This window comes from Kitasatospora sp. NPDC001225, assembly GCF_053597855.1.
In genome coordinates, this window is the sequence record NZ_JBSFJC010000144.1 from 1 (window position 1) to 18,832 (window position 18,832).

The following is an 18,832-nucleotide window of genomic DNA, read 5'->3' on the forward strand; positions in this document are numbered from 1 at the left end:
GCTGTGGGCTCCGGCCGCCCGTCCGCCGGTGGGGTCAGTCGGGGCCGGTGGTGAGGAGGAGGTCGCTGACGCGGTCGGGGCCGGAGGTGACGGTGACCCGGTAGAGACCCGGGCGGGGGAGGGTGACGGCGGCGACCAGGGTCGCGTCGCTGAGGAGCAGCCGGGGCGTGGCGACGGTCGCCCCGGTGGCCTCGTCGGTGATGCGGCAGGCGGCGTCGTCCGGTGACGCACCGTGCACCATGAGCGGCCAGGGCTGGCCCGGGACGGTCCTTTCGGGGAGGGACAGGCCGAGGCCCGGGCGCTGGAGGGTGTGGCTGACCGGGCGGGGCCGGACGCTGGCCGGCCGCCGGTCGGTGAGCACGGACCGGACGAGTTCCAGGACGTGCGGATCGGAGCAGAGGGTGCCGTGCCGGCCGGACACGAACAGCACGGCGTTCGAGGCGGAGGGCGCGGCGGCGTCGCGCGGGACGAGGCCGTCCCCGCCGCGGTCCCAGCGGACGGCCTCGCCGGACTCGCTCCGGTACGGGCGGCCGTCGTCGTGGGCGCGCGGTGCCGTCAGCACCGGTTCGAGGCCGTCCCCAGCCAACCGCAGGCCCTGCACGGTCGGTTGGCCGATGCCGACCACGGCGCGGGTGCGGGGGAGGAAGGCCGCGCGGGACTCCGCCGCCCGCGCCGCCATGGCGGCGGCGGCGAGCTCCGGATCGCCGCCGAGGCGGCGGACGTCGTCGAGGTCCAGCCGGCGCAGCGCGTCGTCGGTCTCGACGCAGCGGAAGGTCGGCAGCAGGTCGTACACCCCCGGCAGGGTGGCGGCCAGCCCGGACAGCGGGCGCGGGAGGAACCGGCGGCGGCCGACCAGCATCTCGGCGACCGCGGGGGTGCCGTGGAAGGGCGTGGCGATGGTGACCAGGTCGCGGGTGAGCGCCGCCAGCCGGGAATCGGCCGCCAGCGCCGCCCGGGCGACGAGTCCGCCGGTGGAGTGGGCGACGAAGACCAGCCGGGGCTCCTCGTCGGGCACCCCCGCCCGACGGCGGTGCGGGCTCGCGCGCCAGGCCGCCAGGTGGCGGTGGGCGGCCTCGGCCAGCAGACGCGCGTTCACCTCGGCGGAGAGCCGCCAGTCGTAGGGGAACGGCAGGACGGCGTCCTCGTGGAGGACGGTGGCGTGCAGGGCGTCCAGCAGGGGCTGGTAGGTCTCCAGGCCGCCGAGCGCCGAGAGCCAGGCCGGGGCGCGCAGCAGGCCGTCGGGGCGCAGGCGGTCGGTCCGGCCCGCCCGCTCGTCGGGGGTGACGCGCAGCGAGGAGTCGTCGGTGAGGCTCAGCCGGAGGAGGGTGGTGGGTCTGAGGTCGCCCCAGACGTGCCGGCCGGTCTCGGTGTCGAGGAGCGAACTGCCCATGTGGCCGGGGAGGAGGACGACGGCGTCGTGGGTGGTGTCGCGGGCGGGGGCGGAGGGGGCGGCGAAGTCCACCTCGTGCCGGAGGTTCTCCACCACCGCGTTGTTCAGGGCCTCGGCGTGCTTGCCTCCTGCGCCGAGGTAGGTGTTGACGGCGTCGCCGAAGTCCACGCTGGTGAGTGCGGGGCCCGAGGGTTCGGTGTCGGAGTCGTCCGTGGGGATTGAGACGTTGACGCCGGTGGCCCGGGTGAAGTCCCGCAGCTCCTCCGGGGTGAGGGATTCGAGCAGGGCGGCGTCGCCGCCGTCGGATAGGCCGACGCCGGACTGCCGGGCGGTGAGGGCGATCAACTCGGGCGCTTCGTCACCGATTTCGGCGGCAACGAGCCGGATGAGTTCAGGATCCTGAGCGACGTCGTGCAGGTTCAGGTCGTCGACGAGCGCGAGTGCGCGGACGCGCAGCTGCCGGGCGTCGAGTGAGTCGAGGGAACCGCCGTCCCTGTGCAGACGCAGGTGGGTCACAATGATCCCGAGAGTGATCATTGTGTTCTGGATGACGTCTGCCGCCCGCAGGGCCTGGTTGAGTAGATCGTGGGCCGAGCTGAAGTCTCCACGACTCATGGCACTGTGGGCTCGCAGCGTGAGTACCGCTGCTGCGGTGACCGGAGTGGGGTCGGCGGCGAGGATGTCGTCTGACAAGGCGTCCACCTCGTCCCAGCGGTGCAGGATGGCAAGGGCCCTGATGCGCAAGCCGGAGGACCGGATGTGAGGTCGTTCCCGGAGGAGTGCCAACACCTCCTCCGCGCGGTCGTCCAGGAGGAACTGGTCTCCGGCGCGCAATGCCTGCCGGGCCCAGGTCTCGTCGTCCGCCTGCGCCCGGAGTTCCGCAGGGGCGATGTTCCCCATCCGCTCGGCGAGGTAGACCTGCGAACAAGGCGGCAACTCGTCATGTGCCGGCTCCAGCAGTCGGCCCGCCTCCTCGTCCCACCGGGCGTCCAGGGCGGCGGTCGGTTCGCCGAGGGCGAGCCGGTGGTACAGCTCCTCGACCCGGTCGCCGGCGTCCTCGTAGTGGGCGGCCGCCCGCCGGTGGATCAGCTCCACGACCTCGGCGTGGTCGCGGCGGAGCAGTGGCAGCATGACGGCGCGCACGTCGGCCCGGTGGAGGACCGCGTCCTGCCCCGGTACCTCCTCGACGAGGGAGACCTCGTCCCGGAAGCGGTGGAACAGGCCCCACGCGCGGTCCTCGTCCACGGCGCCGAGCCCGCACGGTTCGGCCAGGACGTGGCGGATGACCTCCGGTGTGACCTTCCGGACGATCAGGCCGGGGCTGGCGATGCGGCGCAGGTCCGGGTCCTCCAGGTGGTCGAGGATGCGCCGGTACAGCACGCCCTGGACGGTTTCGGCCTCCAGTTTCCGCCGGAGCTGGTCGTGCAGCGCCGGGTCCCGCAGGGCGTCGGCCTCGCGGCGGAGCAGGGCGGCGGCCAGTTTGAGGTTGAGCGGGCTCCGGCCGACGGTGTCGGTGACCAGGTCGAGTTCCTCGTCGGTGCGCCCGGCGAGTTCGGCGACCTGGCGGCGCAGGTAGTGGCGGGCCGTCGGCGGGTCGAAGCCTTCCAGCGGGAGGGAACGGAAGCGGGGGTCGTCGACGGGCGCGCGGCCGGCGGCGATGACGCGCAGGTTCGGGCAGCTCCACCGCAGGTCGTCCAGGGCCTGTAGCAGGCGGCGCTGGGCGTACTGGCCGCGCCGCTGCACCCGCTCGAAGGTGTCGAGGACGAGCAGCGGCGCCCGGCCGCCGTGGTCGGTCCCGAAGGCCGCCAGGAAGGTGCCGACCCGGTGGAGCAGTACGTCGGTGTCGTGGCGGCGTGAGGTCCGGCGCCCGGAGGAGGAGCTGCGGTCCCGCTCCGACCGGAGGTCGGCGGCGACGGTGCGGCGGAGGGAGTGCTCCAGGGCGTCGGCCGGCTCGCGCATGGCCGGTGCCAGCAGGGCGACCTGGCGGACGGCTTCGGCCAGGACGGTGAGCGGGCGTTCCGGCGCCAGTTCAGGTCGCTCGAAGGTCAGGTAGACGTGGGCGACCGACTCCGCTCCGGCGCGGTCCAGGAGGAAGCGCGACAGCAGGGTGGACTTGCCGACGCCGCCCGGCCCGTGCACCAGGAGCCAGGGGGAGTAGCCGTTCTTGGCGTCGACGTAGTCGGTCAGCGTGCCGAGTTCGTCCTCCCGTCCGGTGAAGCTCTCGTCGGCGAGGGCCTGGAGCGGTTGCAGCAGCCGGGCCCGCTTGAGGTGGTGCTGCACCTCGTCGGCGGAGGGCAGGTCGAGTCCGTGGTCGGCGAGGGCGGCCCGGGCGCGGGGGGCGTCGCGGAACCAGCCGACCACGGTGAGGGCCGCGTACAGCTCGTCGAAGTGCTGTTCCTCCAGCGGCGGGTTCCGCGCGGCGAGGAACCGTTCGGCCCAGTCGCGTGCGGCGTCGCCCTCCGTACGGGGTGCGGTGGTGAGGGTGGCCAGCAGGCGTTCCGGGTGGCCCAGGGTCTCGATGGTGTGGGTGCGGACCTCGGGGGTGAGCCGCCAGCGGCGGCCGTCCCGGGTGGTGGCCCGTTCGCAGTCCTGGGTGAGGAAGTCCCGCAGGAGCGCGCCGGGTTCGGCCGCGTCCGCGCCCGGGGTGGTCGCCGCCAGGCTCTCGGCGGTGAACGCGCCCAGCAGGACGGTCCGTTCACGGTAGACGGCGTCGGGCATCGGGGCGAGGGTCTCGGTCACCGTCGTCAACATCCCTGGTAGAGGCTTCGGCCGAGGCCGGCGGCCGTGTGCTGGATCGCGGTGGTCAGGGGGAGCGGGCCGTCGGGGAGGCAGCCGTCGTGGCCGGTCTCGCTCAGCACCTTGGCGGCGAGGCCGCGGGCGGTGTCGGCGTCGATCGGGCGGCCGGCTTCCGCCGCGACCGTCCGGAAGAAGTCGTGGAGGTCCTCGATGCCGATCGGGCCCAGCTGTTCCCGGGCGGTGTACCCCTCGACGTCCGGCGGCAGCCAGCCGTCGTAGGCGAGCAGCACGATCCGCAGCCGGTCCGCCATCTCCTCCTCGACCACCGCCTGCACCAGCCGGACGACCGCGCGCAGGGCGGGTTCGGTGAAGCGGACGGACTCCGAGTCGTCGAAGACGAGCCAGTGCCGGGGCTGCGCAGGGACGGACCGCCGCTCCTCGCGCATCCGGCCCCTGAGCTGGCTGACCAGCCGGTCCGCCTGCTGGTCCTCGGAGGAGTGGTGGTCGATCTGCACGCTCCACTCCCGGAACTCGTCGTTGAGGAATGCGGTGAGTTCGGCCACCCGGACCGGCTCGGTGTACTCGCTCATCCGGATCCGGCAGGGGTGGATCCCCTGGCTCGCGAGCACGTGGTGGATGAGGAACCAGGTGAAGGTCCGGCCGGTCCGCGGACCGCCTTCGACGGTGAGCACGCGGTGCCCGCGGTCGAGGACCATCTCCCGCAGCCGGGAGCGGAGGGACGTCCGGTCGAAGAAGGCGCGCTGCCGGTCGTTGATCAGCCCGTGGCCGAACGGGTCGGTGGTCTGTTCGGCGGGTCGCGAGGTGCGCTGCTCGGCGAGCAGGTACGCGAACACCGGTGAGGCGGCCCGGGAGTTCGGGTCCTCGGCGACGACCTCGACGAGCCTGCGCAGCCGTCCGGTCGCCGCGGCCTTCTCGACGATGTCCGGCCAGACGTCGAGCATCGCCCCCTGCCAGGCGATCTCGGCCTCGGCGATGCCGGCGCGGGCGACGACCTGCCGGGCCGGCTGCGGGAGGCCGTACGTGTACATGAGGGCCCTGAGCAGTTCCCCGGCTCTGGGGTCCTCGTTCGGGAACGCGCGCAGGTCCAGCAGTGCCACCGGCTCACCTCACCCCGGCGGCGGCCAGGCCCTCGGCCACCCGCTCGATCCGGAGGCCCTCGTTGCGGAACTCCGAGGCGCTGAGCCGCTGCCCGATGCGGACGTGGCCCCGGTGCAGGGCGACCAGCCGCCAGCGCTCGTCGAAGACGGGTGCGCCGGAGGAGCCGTACTCGGTGTCCGTCCAGTACTGCACGACCTGCTCGTCCACGTGCCGGACGACGTTGTGCCGGGCGGCGAGCTTCTTCACCAGGCCGTGCGGGTGCTGGATGATGCAGACCCGGTCGCCCTCGGCGACGGTGGCCCGGTCGGGGATCGGCACCACCAGGGCGTCCTCGGGCAGGGGATCGGCGGTGCGGATCACGGCCCAGTCGCCCTCGGGCCGGCCGACGGCGGTGGCGGGGTCGCAGCGGACGGTGCGGTACCTGAGCTCCCGCCCGTCGAGGTCCTGCTCGTAGCCGAACCAGGCCTCGATCGCCTCGGCGGGCCGGTCGTCGGAGTACAGGACGTGGTGGTTGGTCAGCAGGAGGTCGGGCCCGATCCGGAAGGCGGTGCCGTAGCAGGCCTGGCCGTCGGCGTGGGTGACCAGCAGGCGGCAGACGGCGGTGGCGAGTTCGGCGCCGCGGCGCAGGAACGCGACGTCCTGGAACCCGGAGGCGCGGAAGATCTGGCGTTCCTGCTCGTCCGGGTCCCGGAAGGCGGCCCAGGTGCCCGACGGGAGCTCCGGCTCGGGGGCGGGGAGCACGGGCCGGGCGGCGAGCAGTTCGCGGACGCGGGCGGCGAGCGCCTGGTCGGGGCCCGCGGCGATCCGGTCGAGCAAGGGGCGGAGCTTCTCCTGTTTCCGGGCGACGGTGATGAGGTCGAACCAGACCAGGGACATCGGCTGGTCCCAGTTGACCTCGGCCGGGGCGATGCCCGCCTGCTGGGTCAGCTCCAGCACCGGGTTGACCCGGAAGTGGACGGAGGCGAGCAGGTCGCGGAGTTCGACGGCACCGGGGTCGGTCCACCGGAAGGGGTAGCTGTCCAGGAAGTGGGTCGTTCGCGGTGCGGGGTTCGTCGTCGCCATGCCCTGTGTGCTCGCTCGTCGGAGAGGGGGAAGTCGTGCTGCCGGGGAGGATTCGCGAGGATCGTTACGGCTGGAAGGCCCAGTACGCGCCGTCCGGGTGCGGGACCCGGGCCAGCCCGTAGCGCTGGGACGGCCGGTGGCCGTGGCGCAGCAGCCCGTACAGGTCGGAGAGGACGGAGCGGTGGTCGCCCGGGTAGGAGTGGCCCGTCAGGCCGGTGTCGAGCTCGGAGACGTCGACGGTGTCCAGGCCGGGTGCGACCACCACGCCCGGGCCGGCCTGGCCCGCCCGGGGGTGTTCGGCGAGGAGGCGGGAGGCGGCGAGCGCGCGGTCGTTGGCGGAGACGTAGAGGGTGCAGCCGCGCGCCTGGTTGACGATCCGGGGCACGAGCTGGCGGAACACCTCGGCGTCGACGTCGGGCGCGGTGAAGACGACCTGCCCGAGCCGGCCCGCGCCCTCGGGGAGCGCGGTGGTGTCCAGGTCGGCCAGCGCGTCGACGACCACCCGGTTGCCCATGCTGTGGGCGACGACGTGCAGTTCGTCGACGCCGGTGTCCGTCAGCACGTGCCGCAGGAACTCCTGGAAGTACGGGACGGCCCGGCGGGCGGCGTTGCCGTCGGCCGCGTAGTCGGTGACGGAGGCCTTGGACGGCCAGCTGTACAGCATGGGGAGGCCGGTGAAGTTCAGGTCGTAGGCGATCTGGGCGGCGCGGACGGCGGCATCGGCGAAGGAGACGTTGTAGCCGTGGACGAACACCAGTGCCGATCGGGGGGTTTCGCCGTCCCCGGGGAGGTGGTGGCCATGGGCCCGCTCGGCGAACCCGGCGGCGGTGAGCGGGGTGACGTCGCCGAGCTGGGTGTCCCGGGCCGGGTTGGTGCGGAACCGCAGCCGCCACCAGCGGGGCTTCTCGACGGCGCCGATGCGGTGGTCGTCGGGGACGTTCACCAGGGCTTCCCCGTACGACAGTTGGCCGCGGTCGCCGCCGTAGGCCGCGCTGGTGCCGCTCCCGTCGGCCGGCGCGCGGTCGGTGGCGTAGAGGACGGGGACGAGCAGCGAGCGCAGCGCCGCACCCCAGGAGGGCGGGGGAGAGTCCGGGCCGAAGCGCTCCTGGCCGTCGACGAGCGCGTCGAACTCGGCGACGAGGAGGTCGCCCAGCGGCGGGTAGGCCTCGAAGGCGGCGGCCACCGCCTGGGCGGCCTCCTCGACGGGATCGGCCCCGTCGGCCCCTTCGGTCCCGGCTGACGGCGCATCGCCGCGCGCGGTCTCCAGGGCGCGCAGCGCCACCAGGACCTCCGCCTCCAGACGCTCGCGCTCGGCCTCGGACAGGCTGTCGGGCACCTTCGGCCAGACCCGGGCGACGGCCGGCTCCAGCACCTCCCACATGTCCACCATCGTCCCCCACCTGGCTTGTTCACGACGTACCCGACGGCGTGACAACGCGACAACACGTGTCGAACCGGATCGCTCGCATCATAGGTCGTGGAGGGCCGCGCGCGGGCGGTTCGCCCAGGTCCGGTGCCGGATCGGGCCACTGTCACGAATACGTACCGGGGAGAATCTGAGGATGTATCAGAAATCGGAGCACGCCTGACGGTTGACAGGGCCGCGTGTTAGCTTCCGATCGTGTCCCCATCAACTCCGCTCCCGCTCCCGCTGGCCTTCGACACCGCCGGCCTCGAACCGCTCGACGAGGGCCGGTGGTTCGTCCCGGACACCTGGAACGACGTGGTGGTGCTGAGCGTGCGCGAGGCGCTGCCGCCCGCCCCCGTCTGGCTGGACGGGATCGAGGCGCTGCGGGTGACCCTGGCGCGCGGCCACGCCGCGGCCGGCGGCTCGCTGCTGGAGGCGGCGGCGGTGTCGCTGGGCGGTGTTCCGGCGCTCTACACCCTGGTGTCCGAACGACTGCCCGGCTCCCGCACCGGCTTCCGGTTCCGGGGCTCGTTCCTGCTCGCCAGGTCGACCGTCACCGCCGTGCTGACCGGCCAGTTCCAGGAGTCGGGCGTCACCGGCGTCCGCGAGTCGATGGTGCGCCTCAGGCTCGACCCGGCGGGGACGGACAGCGGCGGCCACCCGTACGACCCGGAGCTGCCGTACGAGCGCAGCCACGCCGCCGACTGGGACCCGATGTTCCCGAGGCACGCCCTCTCGCTGGCCCGGGCCTGGGCCCGGACGGTGTGCCGGACGGCCGTGGTGGCACCGGCGTTCGCCGCGCTGCCGCCGTACCGGGCCGCCTGAGGTGCCCGGACCGGCCGTCGGGGTTCCGGCGCCCTGGTCGGTCGGCGAGGTGGTCGCCGACCAGTACCGGGTGCTGCGGGTGCACACCGAGGGCGGCATGGGCGTGGTCTACCGGGTGCGGCACCTGGAGTGGGACGTCGACCTGGCGGTGAAGTGCCCGCGCCCCGAGCTGTTCGGCACGCCGGAGCAGCAGGAGCGGTTCGTCCGCGAGGCCGAGACCTGGGTGTCGCTCGGTCTGCACCCGCACGTCTGTGGCTGCCACTACGTCCGTGTCCTGGACGGGCTGCCCCGGGTCTTCGCCGAGTACCTGCCGGGCGGCAGCCTGCGGGAGTGGATCGACGACCGGCGGCTCTACGCGGGCGGCCCGGCCGAGTCCACGGCCCGCATCCTGCGCCTGGCGGTGGAGACCGCCTGGGGGCTGCGGCACGCGCACGAACGCGGCCTGGTGCACCAGGACGTCAAGCCCGCCAACGTCCTGCTGGACCTGGACGGCACCGCCAAGGTCACCGACTTCGGGCTGGCCCAGGCGCGGGCCACGGGCGGTGAACGGGTGTCCGGCGGCGGGATGACCATGGCGTACGCCTCGCCGGAGCAGGCCCGGCGCGAACCGCTGGACCACCGCACCGACCTCTACAGCTTCGCGGTGTCGGTGGTGGAGCTGTTCACCGGCGAGGTGACCTGGCTGATGGGCCCGGTGGTCGGCGAGGCGCTGGCCTCCTACCGGGCGGGTGGCGGTCGCGGGCCCGGGTCGTACGGCCCGACCGGGCGTCCGGAAGCGGTCGGCCCGCCGCCGCTGCCGGAGCCGGTCGCCGAGCTGCTGGCCCGCTGCCTGCGCGAGCGCCCGGCCGACCGGCCCGCCTCGATGGCCGAGGTGGCCGACGAACTCGCCGACATCCACCACCGGTTGACGGGCCGGGCGATCGACCGCGGCGAGCCGCGCGAGGCCGAGCTGCGCGCCGACGAGCTCAACAACCGGGCCGTCTCGATGCTGGACCTGGGCCGCGCGCCGGAGGCCGAAGCCGCCTTCGGCGCGGCCCTCGCCGCCGACCCGCGCCACCCGGAGGCGACCTACAACTCCGGCCTGATGCGCTGGCGGCAGGGCGGCCTCACCGACGAGGACCTGCTCGCCGCCCTGGACGCGGCCAGGGCGGACGGCGGCGCCGCGCGGCTGGGGCCGCTGATCGACGCGGTGCAGCGCGAACGCGGCGCCGTCGGCCCCGCCGCCGAGCCGACCAGCTGGACCGTGCCCTGGTACGAGTACGAGCGCTGGACGGATTCGCCCTGGGACGGTGGCCGGACCCGGCGGGCGGCACCCGACATCGAGATCCGGCCCACCCCCGACGGCCGGCTGGCGCTCACGGCCTGCGACGGCGGCGTCAAGCTCTGGGAGGTGGCCACCGGCCGGTGCCTGCGGGAGCTGGACGAGCTGCGGCACACGGTGGACCTCGACGCCGAGGCACGGCGGGCCGTGGGCGTCGGCTCCGACGGCCTGGTCCGGCTGTTCGACCTCGGCGACGGCCGCTGCCTGCGGGTCTTCACCCCGTACTACCGGTCCGGCAGCACCACCGTCCGCTCGCTGCGGCTGCTCGCCGGGGCGGGCCTGGTGGTCGGCGGCACCAGCGACGGCACGGTCCTGGGCTGGGAGCTGACGACCGGCCGGGCCCGCTTCATCCTGGACGGCTTCTCGGGCGGCACCGTCGAGGCGACCGCGGACGGCCGGCTGCTGGTCTTCGACGGCCCCGAGGGAGTGGTCGCGGTGCACGATCCAGGTGGCGCCGGTGAACAGACCCCGCTGCTGGAACGCCGCTACGCGCACGAACCGTGCTGCCTCAGCCGGGACGGCCGCACCGTGGCCGCCGCCGTCGGCGACCGGCTCCGGGTGCACGGCCCGGGCCTCGACGCGGAGATCGCCGCCAGCCACGGCGCCGGGCACCGCCTCGCCCTGAGCCCCGACGGGCGGCTGCTGGCCGGCGGGGGCCTGGACGGCGCGGTCCGCCTCTGGGAGCTGGACACCGGCCGATGCCTGCGCACCTTCCGCGGGCACCGGGGCCACGTCGACGCCGTGGTGTTCCTGGCCGACGGCAGGCACCTGCTCTCCGCCGGGCGGGACGGCACCGCCCGGCGCTGGCCGCTGCCCGAGCCCCACCCGGCCGCGGTCCGGCTCAGCCGCCCCCGGCGGCATGCCGAACTGGACGACCTGAGCAGCCGGCTGGCCGCGCTGGTCGAGCGGGCCGGGCGGGAGCACGCGGCGGGTCGCTGCGCCGCCGCCCTCGACCTGCTGACCCGGGCCCGGGCCCTGCCCGGCCACGAGCGCGATCCCCGGGTGCTGACCGCCTGGCAGGAGCTGGCCCGCGACCGGCGGGTGACCCGCACCGGACTGCGGGCGGCCTGGCCCGCCCGGGTGCTGTACGACGGCGCCTGGGGCGCGCCGGCCCTGGCACCGGACGGCCGGACGGTGGCCGTCCGGGTGCCCGGGGGCATCCAGCTGCTCGCTGCGGAGACCGGCGAGCGCGGGCCGCTGATCGAGGGCCTGTCGCGGGTGCACGGCAGGCTCCGCTTCACCGGTGACGGCCGGACGGTGCTGTTCGCGGGCGGCGACGGGACCCTGGGCGCCTGGTCCGCGGCGACCGGTGCCCGGCTCGGCTCGGCCCGGCTCGCCCTGGGCGCGGGGACGGCCTCGTTCACCGCGGACGGGCGGTTCGTCCTGGCCCGGGGCGCCGACGACGGGATCCGGCTGTTCGAGACGGCCACCGGCGCCTGCCGCCGGACCCTGGAGGGCGACCACGGCCGGGGGCCCAACCTCTGGGGGCCCGCGCTCTGGCTCTCCCCCCACGGGCGCACCGCCGTCACCGCGGGCCCGAAGCACTCCATCGGGCTCTGGGACGTCCCCACCGGCCGCCGCCTGCGGGAGTTCCACGGCCACACCGCCACCGTGACCGAGCTGCTGGTCGACGCCGACCGCGGACTGCTGGTCTCCGGCTGCGGCCAGGACCGCGCGATCCGGGTCTGGGACCTGCGCACCGGGGCCTGCCTGCGGGTCCTCGACGACCAGCCGGGCGGCACCGGGGCGCTCCGACTGAGCCCGGACGGGCGGTTCGTGCTGTCGCTCGGCGAGGACGACGGCGCGCTGCGGGTGTGGGAGCTCGGCACCGGCCGCTGCCTGCGGGTGCTGGCCGGCCGTCCGGCCGGCTTCTCCGGGGTCGAACCGGGCCCGGACGGCGGCTCGGCGGTGTGCGTCCGCGGTGACGGTTCCGTTCAACTCTGGTGCCTGGACTGGGAGCTGGCGGTCCGTCGGCAATCATGACGGGAGTGTCGAGGAGAGAGGGGAGGCGGTCGTGTGGTTCGGCCGTAAGCGCAACAAGAGGGCGTCCGAGAAGGCGTCCGAGAAGGCGTCCGCGAAGGCGTCCGGGAAGGCCGGGAGCGACCTGGCGCCGCTGACCCGGGCGATCATGGAGCTGAGCGGCGACCCGGGGCTGGATAGCCGGGTCGCCCGGCAGGAACGGCAGGCGCGGTCCGGCGATGCCGAGGCCCTGATCCGTCTGGGGGCCCGGCTGCTCGACGAGGGCCGTGACGCCGAGGCCGAACAGCAGTTCCGCCGCGCCGCCGAGCTCGGCGAACCGCTGGCCATGCACAACCTGTCCGTGGTGCTGGGGAAGGCAGGCCGGGCCGCCGAGGCCGCGTCCTGGCAGCAGCGCGCCGCCGAACTCGACTGCGCTCCCGCCATGGTCGGCGCCGGCTTCCGCGCCGTCGACGAGAACCGCCTGGCCGACGCCGAGCGGTGGTTCCGCGGAGCGGCGGAACAGGGCGAGGACCAGGCCGCGTACATCCTGGGCGTGCTGCTGTCCGAGGCGGGCCGCACCGCCGAGGCCGAGCGGTGGCTGCGGGCCGCCGCCGACAAGAGGAACGCGGAGGCGATGTACTCGCTGGCGTACCTGGTGCAGGAGGCCGGACGCGAGCCCGAGGCCGAGCTCTGGTATCGGCGGGCCGCCGACGAGGGGCACCCGCAGGCGATGAACAACCTGGGCACCGTCCTGCGCTACAGCGACCGGGTGGCCGAGGCCCAGGAGTGGTTCCGTCGCTCGGCCGAGGCGGGCGAGCCGATGGGCATGCTCAACCTCGGCGAACTGCTGGAGGCCGGCTCGCCCGAGCGGGCCGCCGAGTGGTACCGGCAGGCCGCCCGACGGGGATCGGCGAAGGCACAGCGGCACCTGACGCGCATGGCGGAGCAGGGCCCGGGGCGGCCCGCATGAGCGAGGCCACGGTCGTCCTCCACCAGGTGGGCGGCCCTGGGACCGGCGACGAGCACGTCTTCACCGAACGCACCACCTGCCTGCTCGGCCGGGCCGCCGAGTGCATGCCGCGGCTGCCGGACGACGAGCGCCACCGCACCGTCTCCCGGCACCACTGCCTGCTCGACATCAACCCGCCCGACATCCGGATCCGCGACTTCGGCAGCCTCAACGGGACGTACGTCAACGGGAGGAAGATCGGCCAGCGCGCCCGGAACCAGAGCCCGGAGGAGGGCGCGGCACTCGACCTCCCCGAGCACGACCTGGCCGACGGCGACGAGATCCGGATCGGCGACACCGTCTTCCGGGTCGGCCGGTCCGCCCCCACCCTGCGCCTGCGACCGGCCCGCTGCGCGGCCTGCGGCCGGGACACGGCGGACGAGGCCGACGGCCGGGACGGCAGCTACGTCTGCGTGACCTGCCGCGCCGAACCCGGCATGGTGCTGCGGCAACTGCTCGCGCTGGCCCGCCAGGGCGGCGGGGCCGTCGCCTCGCTCGCCGACTACGAGCTGTCGGCCCAGCTCGGCCGCGGCGGGATGGGCACCGTCCACCTGGCCCGCCACCGGGGGACGGGCCGGGAGGTGGCACTGAAACTGATGCTGCCCAAGGTGGCGGCGAGCACCCGGGCGCGGGCCCTGTTCCTGCGCGAGGTCGCCGTCACCCGCACCCTGCACCACCCGAACATCGTCACCCTGCACGAGGTCGGGTTCGCCGGCGGCACCTTCTTCTTCACCCTCGAGTACTGCCGCGGCGGCAGCGTTGAGGACCTGCTGGGCCGACGCGGCGGGCGACTGCCGGCGGACGAGGCCGTACCGCTCGCCCTCCAGGCGCTGGCGGGACTGGCCCACGCCCACGCGGCCGGCGTGGTCCACCGCGACCTCAGCCCGGGCAACCTGCTGCTCGACCACGGGCCGGACGGCCGACCGGTGGCGAAGGTGGCGGACTTCGGCCTGGCCAAGGCCTTCGACCAGGCGGGCCTCAGCGGCCTGACCCGCACCGGCACCACGGCCGGCAAGCCCTCCTGTATGCCCCGCCAACAGATCGTCAACTTCCGCTACGCCACCCCGGAGGTCGACGTCTGGGGACTGGCCGCCTGCCTCTACAAGATGCTGACCGGCCGCTACCCCCGCCCGTTCCCGCCCGGCGCCGACCCATGGCAGGTCGTCCTGCAGACCCCGGCCACCCCGCTGTGGGAGGTGGCGCCGCACCTCCCGCACCGCCTCGCCGAGGTGGTCGACCAGGCCCTCCGCGAGCAGCCGGCGATCGGCTTCCCGGACGCCGCCGCCTTCGCGGCCGCGCTCCGGGAGGCGCTCTGACCGGCCCGCCCCCGACACCCGGGGCGACCGCTACCGCTCGTAGACCATCTCGGGGAAGCGCGGCGACGGGCCGTCCAGGAGGTGGTCGTCGTGGCCGCGCAGCCAGCGGTCGAAGAACGACGCGACGTACGAGCGGGTGGCCAGCACCGCGCGGTCCGGGGGAACGTCGCCGACGGCGCCGGTCAGGTCCGGCCCGCTGATCGCGCCCTGGCGGGCGAGCTGGGGCAGCAGGGACTGCGCGTCGGTGTAGGAGCCGTGGCGGGAGCCGGTGAGGGTCACGTCGGCGTGCCAGCCGGTGCTGTGCCGCCACAGGGCGTCCCAGCCGGGCTGCCGGTGGTAGCTGCCGGATTCGGGGTCCTGGGTGCCCATGAGCAGGAAGGGCCGGGTGAGGCCGTCCTCGGCGGCGGTGGGCAGGGGCAGTTGGACCCCGGAGCCGTCCGGGTTGGAGAAGTGCAGCTGGCCGTCGAGGTTGACGCCGGCCTTGAGGCGCGGATCGTCGTGCATGGTCTGGAGGGCCGCGGAGCCGCCGCCGGAGTGGCCGACCATGCCGATCCGGTCGAGGTCGAGGGAGGCGGCGAGGCCGGCCGGCAGCCGCTCGTCGTGGCGCAGCCCGTCGAGCCGGTCCAGGACGGAGCGGGTGTCGTCGACCCGGCTCTGCAGCATCCTGCGCAGGAGGGCGCTCATGTCGAGGCCGGGCTGGGCCAGCAGCGCGGGGAAGACGGAGGTGGCGAGGTCCCCGTCGGGGAAGGCGACCTCGGAGGCCTCGTAGGTGTGGTCGACGGTGACGACGACGTAGCCGCGCGAGGCGAGGTCCTCCACCAGGCCGGTGCCCCAGGTGCGCGGGTCGCCGAAGCCCGCCGAGTACAGCACGACGGGCCGCTTGCCACCGGGGAGGGCGGGCGCGTCGGCGCGGGCGTGGGTGCGGATTCCCGCCCAGTCGGTGCGGCCGGGCTCGAACCGGTAGTCGCTCTGGCCGACGCTCCCGGCGCTGCCGAAGTGGTCGGCGGCGGCGGGGACCATGTACGGCGCGCGGTCGTCGCCGGTGGCGGCCCGGGTGGTCGGGTACCAGAGGCTGATCATCAGCTTGCGGTGCTGCCCGGGCTTCCAGGGATCGTCCCGGCGGTCGTCCGTCAGCTGCAGGGACGTCGTGCCGACCGGGTACGGCCCGGTGGGCTGCGGCAGCCAGGCCCTGGCCTGCTGCCCGGCGCCCGGCCCCGGCGCCGCCACCGCGCCCGGCGCGCCGACCAAGCCCAACGTCACCGTCGCCGCCAGCAGCACCGCCGCCACGGCCCGTCCTCGCCCGCTCATCGTCGTCTCCCCCTCGTTCGGTTTCCGTCGTCGCATTCGACACGGGCGACGGTACGGGCGGGGCGGGGCGGACGCCGTCATCCAGGGGCGCCAAGTCCGCTGTAGTACCCCGGTATGACGGGGCGTTCCGGAGTGTCAGGTGATTCCCCGGTTTCCACCGCTCCGTCCGCTGCCGAGGGCCTCCGGTGGGGCGGCCGCCGTGCGGGGGAGGCGTACGGTGAACACCGAGCCGGTGCCGGGGGTGCTGGCCGCGTGGACGGCGCCGCCGTGGAGTTCGGCGAGTTTGCGGACGATGGCGAGGCCGAGGCCGCTGCCGCCGCTCTGGCGGTTGCGGGACTTCTCGGCGCGCCAGAACCGTTCGAAGACCAGCGGCAGGTCCGCCGGGGCGATGCCGTTGCCGGTGTCGGCGACCTCGATGAGCAGGGCGTGGGCCTCCGGACGGGTCCGCAGGGTGACGGTGCCGCCCGCCGGGGTGTGGCGGACGGCGTTGGCCACCAGGTTGCCGACCATCTGGCGCAGGCGCACCGGGTCGGCGGAGAGCTCGCACCCGGCCGTGGCGGTGTCCGTGTCGACGACCAGGGTCACGCCCGACGCCTGCGCCAGGGCGCCGTGCGCGGTGGCGGCCTGGGTGAGCAGGTCCTCGGCGTCCACGGGCTCGCGGTGCAGGGCGAGTTCGCCGGCGTCGGCGGCGGCGAGGTCCCGCAGGTCGTCGATCAGGTGCTGGAGCAGCAGGGCCTCCTCCAGCAGCGAACTCGTCAGGGCGCCGTCGGCGGTGACGACGCCGTCCTCGACGGCCTCCAGCCAGCCGCGGATGTTGCTCAGCGGGGTTCGCAGCTCGTGCGCGATGTCGCCCACCATCGCGCGGCGCAGCTCCTCCAGCTGTTCGCGGCGCTCCGCCATGGCGTTGAAGGCGGCGGCGAGTCCGGCGATCTCGTCCCGGCCGGTCGCGGTCACCCGGGCGGAGAGGTCCCCGTCGGCCATCCGCCGGGCGGCCCGGGTGAGGGCGTTCAGCGGCCGGGAGAGCCGCAGCCCGACCGCCGTGGTGATCGCCACGGTGACGGCCAGCACCAGCGCGGCGACCTCGACGACCCGGCCGCGGTGGGGTGCGGACAGGACGGGGGTCGGCTCCGCCGTGCCGGAGGGCGCGCCGACGAACAGCAGCACGGGCGGAGCCACGTACCGGACGAGCTGCTGGCGACGGGAGTTGGCGAGGCAGGCGGAGACCACTTGCTCCTGCTCCCGGTCGAGGGACGGGGCCCACTGCAGCGACAGGGACAGCTGGACGGGCCGGATCCGCTGGCGCTCCAGGCAGGCGTTGACCAGCCCGGTGAGGTCGGCGAGAGCGGCGCTCTCGGTTCCGGTCGGGGCGTCCAGCACCTGCGGCGACGCGCAGCGCACACCCGAGGCCGCCCGGCCGCCGGGGACGTTCACCACGGGGTGCCCGGCGGCGTCGTCGGTGACGGTCGCCTCGACGCCCAGGGCCGACCGCAGGCAGTCGGCGCGGTCCCGGGCGGCCTCCTCCATGGCGGCGCGCTCGGCGGCCGTCATCCGGAACGGGCCCACGGCGCGGGCGTCGATCCGGTCGGCGGGGGCGTCGGGCAGCATCGCGAGGTCGACCGAGAGCGGGTCGACGGTGGTGGTGGGCGTACGGGGCAGGGCCGTTCGGCCGGCGGCGGTGTCCGGGGCGGCGGTGGCCGAGGGGGCCGCGGCGGGTGTGGCCGCCGCCGAGTCGATGACCGGCTCGAAGCGCGGCGTGGCCAGCAGGATACGCTGCCCGGTGTCGGCCGCGAGCCTCCGGACGGTCGGCTCCGCGCCCGTCCAGTCCGGGTGGGTCGCGGCGTAGCCGAGCAGTTCGTGGTAGATCCGGACCTGGTCCGCGAGGACCTGGTGCTGCTCCTGCCGGATCGCGCCCGTCGTGGTGCGGGCCGTCAGCCAGGCCGTCGCGGCGATGGAGCAGAGGGAGACCAGGGCGGAGAGGGCGAGCAGCCGGAGCAGCAGGGTGCGGCGGGGAGGGGCGTCACGACGCACCGTGCGGCTCCTCGGCGAGCTTGTAGCCGATGCCGTAGACCGTCAGGAGCCGGGTGGGGCGCCGTGGTTGGGGCTCGATCTTGCGGCGCAGGTTCATCACGTGGGTGTCGACGGTCCGGGTGGTGATGTACCGGTCGATGCCGTGCAGCTGCTCCAGCAGCTGGGCGCGGGTGAAGACCCGGCCGGGCTGGGCGGCCAGCACCTCCAGCAGCCGGAACTCGCCCGGGGTGCAGCTGACGGGCCGTCCGTCGGCGGTGATCTCGTGGCGCAGCGGGTCGACGGTGAGGGCCCCGGCGGTCAGCACGCCCGGCGGCGGCGCGGTCGGCGTGGCCGGGGGCGTGGCGGAGTCCGGGGGCAGGGACTGGGGCAGGGGTCGGGAGCCGCGGCGCAGCAGGGCGCGGACCCGGGCGACGAGTTCCCGGGGGCTGTACGGCTTGGTGAGGTAGTCGTCGGCGCCGAGGTCGAGGCCGAGCAGCAGGTCCTCCTCGCCGGTGCGGGCGGTCAGCATCAGCACCGGGACGGCGGATTCGACGCGCAGGGCGCGGCAGACGTCGAGCCCGTCCATGACGGGCATCATCACGTCGAGGACCAGGAGTTGGGTCGGCCCTCGGCGGGCCTCCTCCAGCGCGGAGCGGCCGTCGTGGACGACGACGACGTGATGACCCTCCCGCTCCAGGTACAGCCGGACCAGGTCCGCCTGCTTGGGATCGTCCTCGGCAACCACGACGTGTGCGCACATGACCATGATCGTAAAGCGCCGTCGGAGGGCACCCCCACCGGTTCGGGACGGCCTCCCGACAAGTTCCTGACATCTCCGGACCAGGGTGGGGGAATCCGCCGGGGCACGTGCCCCGGACCCTGCTGCGAAAGGCGCCCGCCTGATGCCCTCCTCCCGTCCGGTGTCCCTCACCGCCCGCGCCCTCGGGGCGGCCCTGCTGCTCTCCACCGTCCCCGCCGTCGTGGCGACGGCCGCCACCCAGGGGCCGACCCCCGCCGCCGCCACGGCCGTTCCCGCCGCCGCGCCGACCGTCACGGCGGCGGAGGTGATGCCGCACCTCCAGGCCCTGCAACGGATCGCGGACCACAACGGCGGCAACCGCGCGCACGGCACCCGGGGGTACGCGGAGTCGGTGGCGTACGTGAAGCGGGCGCTGGACCGGGCCGGCTTCCAGACGCAGCTGCGCCGCTTCTCCCACGACGGCAAGGACGGCTACAACCTGGTCGCCGACTGGCCGGGCGGCGACCCGGACCACGTGCTGCTCTCCGGCGCCCACCTGGACAGCGTCCCGATGGGCCCGGGGATCAACGACAACGGCTCCGGCTCGGCGGCCGTCCTGACCACCGCCCTCCA

General features: G+C 75.0%; 12 protein-coding genes. 5 read left to right on the top strand and 7 right to left on the bottom strand.

Annotation, left to right across the window (positions count from 1 at the left end):
- Positions 1-34: 34 nt before the first annotated feature.
- The 4 genes from ACWDCZ_RS32995 to ACWDCZ_RS33010 form a co-directional block, all read right to left on the bottom strand.
- Positions 35-4,129, bottom strand: a complete 4,095-nt coding sequence (locus tag ACWDCZ_RS32995; RefSeq protein WP_449817755.1) for an AAA family ATPase — start codon at positions 4,127-4,129, stop codon at positions 35-37.
- A 5-nt stretch (positions 4,130-4,134) separates the two neighbouring features.
- Positions 4,135-5,244, bottom strand: a complete 1,110-nt coding sequence (locus ACWDCZ_RS33000; protein WP_449817756.1) for an effector-associated domain EAD1-containing protein — start codon at positions 5,242-5,244, stop codon at positions 4,135-4,137.
- A gap of 4 nt (positions 5,245-5,248) precedes the next feature.
- Positions 5,249-6,307: a trypsin-like peptidase domain-containing protein gene (locus tag ACWDCZ_RS33005; RefSeq protein ID WP_449817757.1), complete on the bottom strand. Its 1,059-nt coding sequence runs from the start codon at positions 6,305-6,307 to the stop codon at positions 5,249-5,251.
- A gap of 64 nt (positions 6,308-6,371) precedes the next feature.
- The gene (locus tag ACWDCZ_RS33010; RefSeq protein WP_449817758.1) at positions 6,372-7,697 is read right to left on the bottom strand and encodes an alpha/beta hydrolase; all 1,326 of its coding nucleotides are present in this window, start codon (positions 7,695-7,697) and stop codon (positions 6,372-6,374) included.
- 231 nt (positions 7,698-7,928) lie between these two features.
- On the opposite strand from ACWDCZ_RS33010, the gene ACWDCZ_RS33015 reads away from it, so the two are divergent.
- The 4 genes from ACWDCZ_RS33015 to ACWDCZ_RS33030 are packed head-to-tail and all read left to right on the top strand — an operon-like array spanning position 7,929 to position 14,145.
- Positions 7,929-8,540, top strand: coding sequence for a hypothetical protein (locus ACWDCZ_RS33015; protein WP_074002787.1), 612 nt, complete (start codon positions 7,929-7,931; stop codon positions 8,538-8,540).
- A 1-nt stretch (position 8,541) separates the two neighbouring features.
- Complete coding sequence (locus ACWDCZ_RS33020) at positions 8,542-11,844, top strand: serine/threonine-protein kinase (protein WP_449817759.1); 3,303 nt, start codon at positions 8,542-8,544, stop codon at positions 11,842-11,844.
- A 31-nt stretch (positions 11,845-11,875) separates the two neighbouring features.
- Positions 11,876-12,790, top strand: coding sequence for a tetratricopeptide repeat protein (locus tag ACWDCZ_RS33025; RefSeq protein ID WP_449817760.1), 915 nt, complete (start codon positions 11,876-11,878; stop codon positions 12,788-12,790).
- The gene (locus ACWDCZ_RS33030) at positions 12,787-14,145 is read left to right on the top strand and encodes a protein kinase domain-containing protein (RefSeq protein ID WP_449817761.1); all 1,359 of its coding nucleotides are present in this window, start codon (positions 12,787-12,789) and stop codon (positions 14,143-14,145) included. Before ACWDCZ_RS33025 ends, ACWDCZ_RS33030 begins: the two co-directional genes overlap by 4 nt.
- A gap of 30 nt (positions 14,146-14,175) precedes the next feature.
- On the opposite strand, the gene ACWDCZ_RS33035 is transcribed toward ACWDCZ_RS33030, so the two are convergent.
- From ACWDCZ_RS33035 to ACWDCZ_RS33045, 3 genes are all read right to left on the bottom strand, one after another.
- Positions 14,176-15,453, bottom strand: a complete 1,278-nt coding sequence (locus ACWDCZ_RS33035) for an alpha/beta hydrolase family protein (RefSeq protein WP_449817762.1) — start codon at positions 15,451-15,453, stop codon at positions 14,176-14,178.
- A gap of 135 nt (positions 15,454-15,588) precedes the next feature.
- Positions 15,589-17,481, bottom strand: coding sequence for a sensor histidine kinase (locus ACWDCZ_RS33040; RefSeq protein WP_449817763.1), 1,893 nt, complete (start codon positions 17,479-17,481; stop codon positions 15,589-15,591).
- Entirely contained in the window at positions 17,471-18,220 is a 750-nt protein-coding gene (locus ACWDCZ_RS33045; RefSeq protein ID WP_117486027.1) for a response regulator transcription factor, read from the bottom strand. Before ACWDCZ_RS33045 ends, ACWDCZ_RS33040 begins: the two co-directional genes overlap by 11 nt.
- A gap of 142 nt (positions 18,221-18,362) precedes the next feature.
- Here ACWDCZ_RS33045 and ACWDCZ_RS33050 point away from each other — a divergent pair.
- Positions 18,363-18,832, top strand: a 470-nt coding sequence (locus tag ACWDCZ_RS33050) for a M28 family peptidase (protein WP_449817764.1), incomplete at its 3' end; no start/stop codon positions are given.

What these genes read in the sequence shown, in the direction of transcription:
- ACWDCZ_RS33005 (WP_449817757.1), bottom strand. Translation starts at nt 6,307, where the DNA reads ATGGCGACGACGAACCCCGCACCGCGAACGACCCACTTCCTGGACAGC.
- ACWDCZ_RS33010 (WP_449817758.1), bottom strand. Translation starts at nt 7,697, where the DNA reads ATGGTGGACATGTGGGAGGTGCTGGAGCCGGCCGTCGCCCGGGTCTGG.
- ACWDCZ_RS33045 (WP_117486027.1), bottom strand. Translation starts at nt 18,220, where the DNA reads ATGTGCGCACACGTCGTGGTTGCCGAGGACGATCCCAAGCAGGCGGAC.
- ACWDCZ_RS33035 (WP_449817762.1), bottom strand. Translation starts at nt 15,453, where the DNA reads ATGAGCGGGCGAGGACGGGCCGTGGCGGCGGTGCTGCTGGCGGCGACG.
- ACWDCZ_RS33030 (WP_449817761.1), top strand. Translation starts at nt 12,787, where the DNA reads ATGAGCGAGGCCACGGTCGTCCTCCACCAGGTGGGCGGCCCTGGGACC.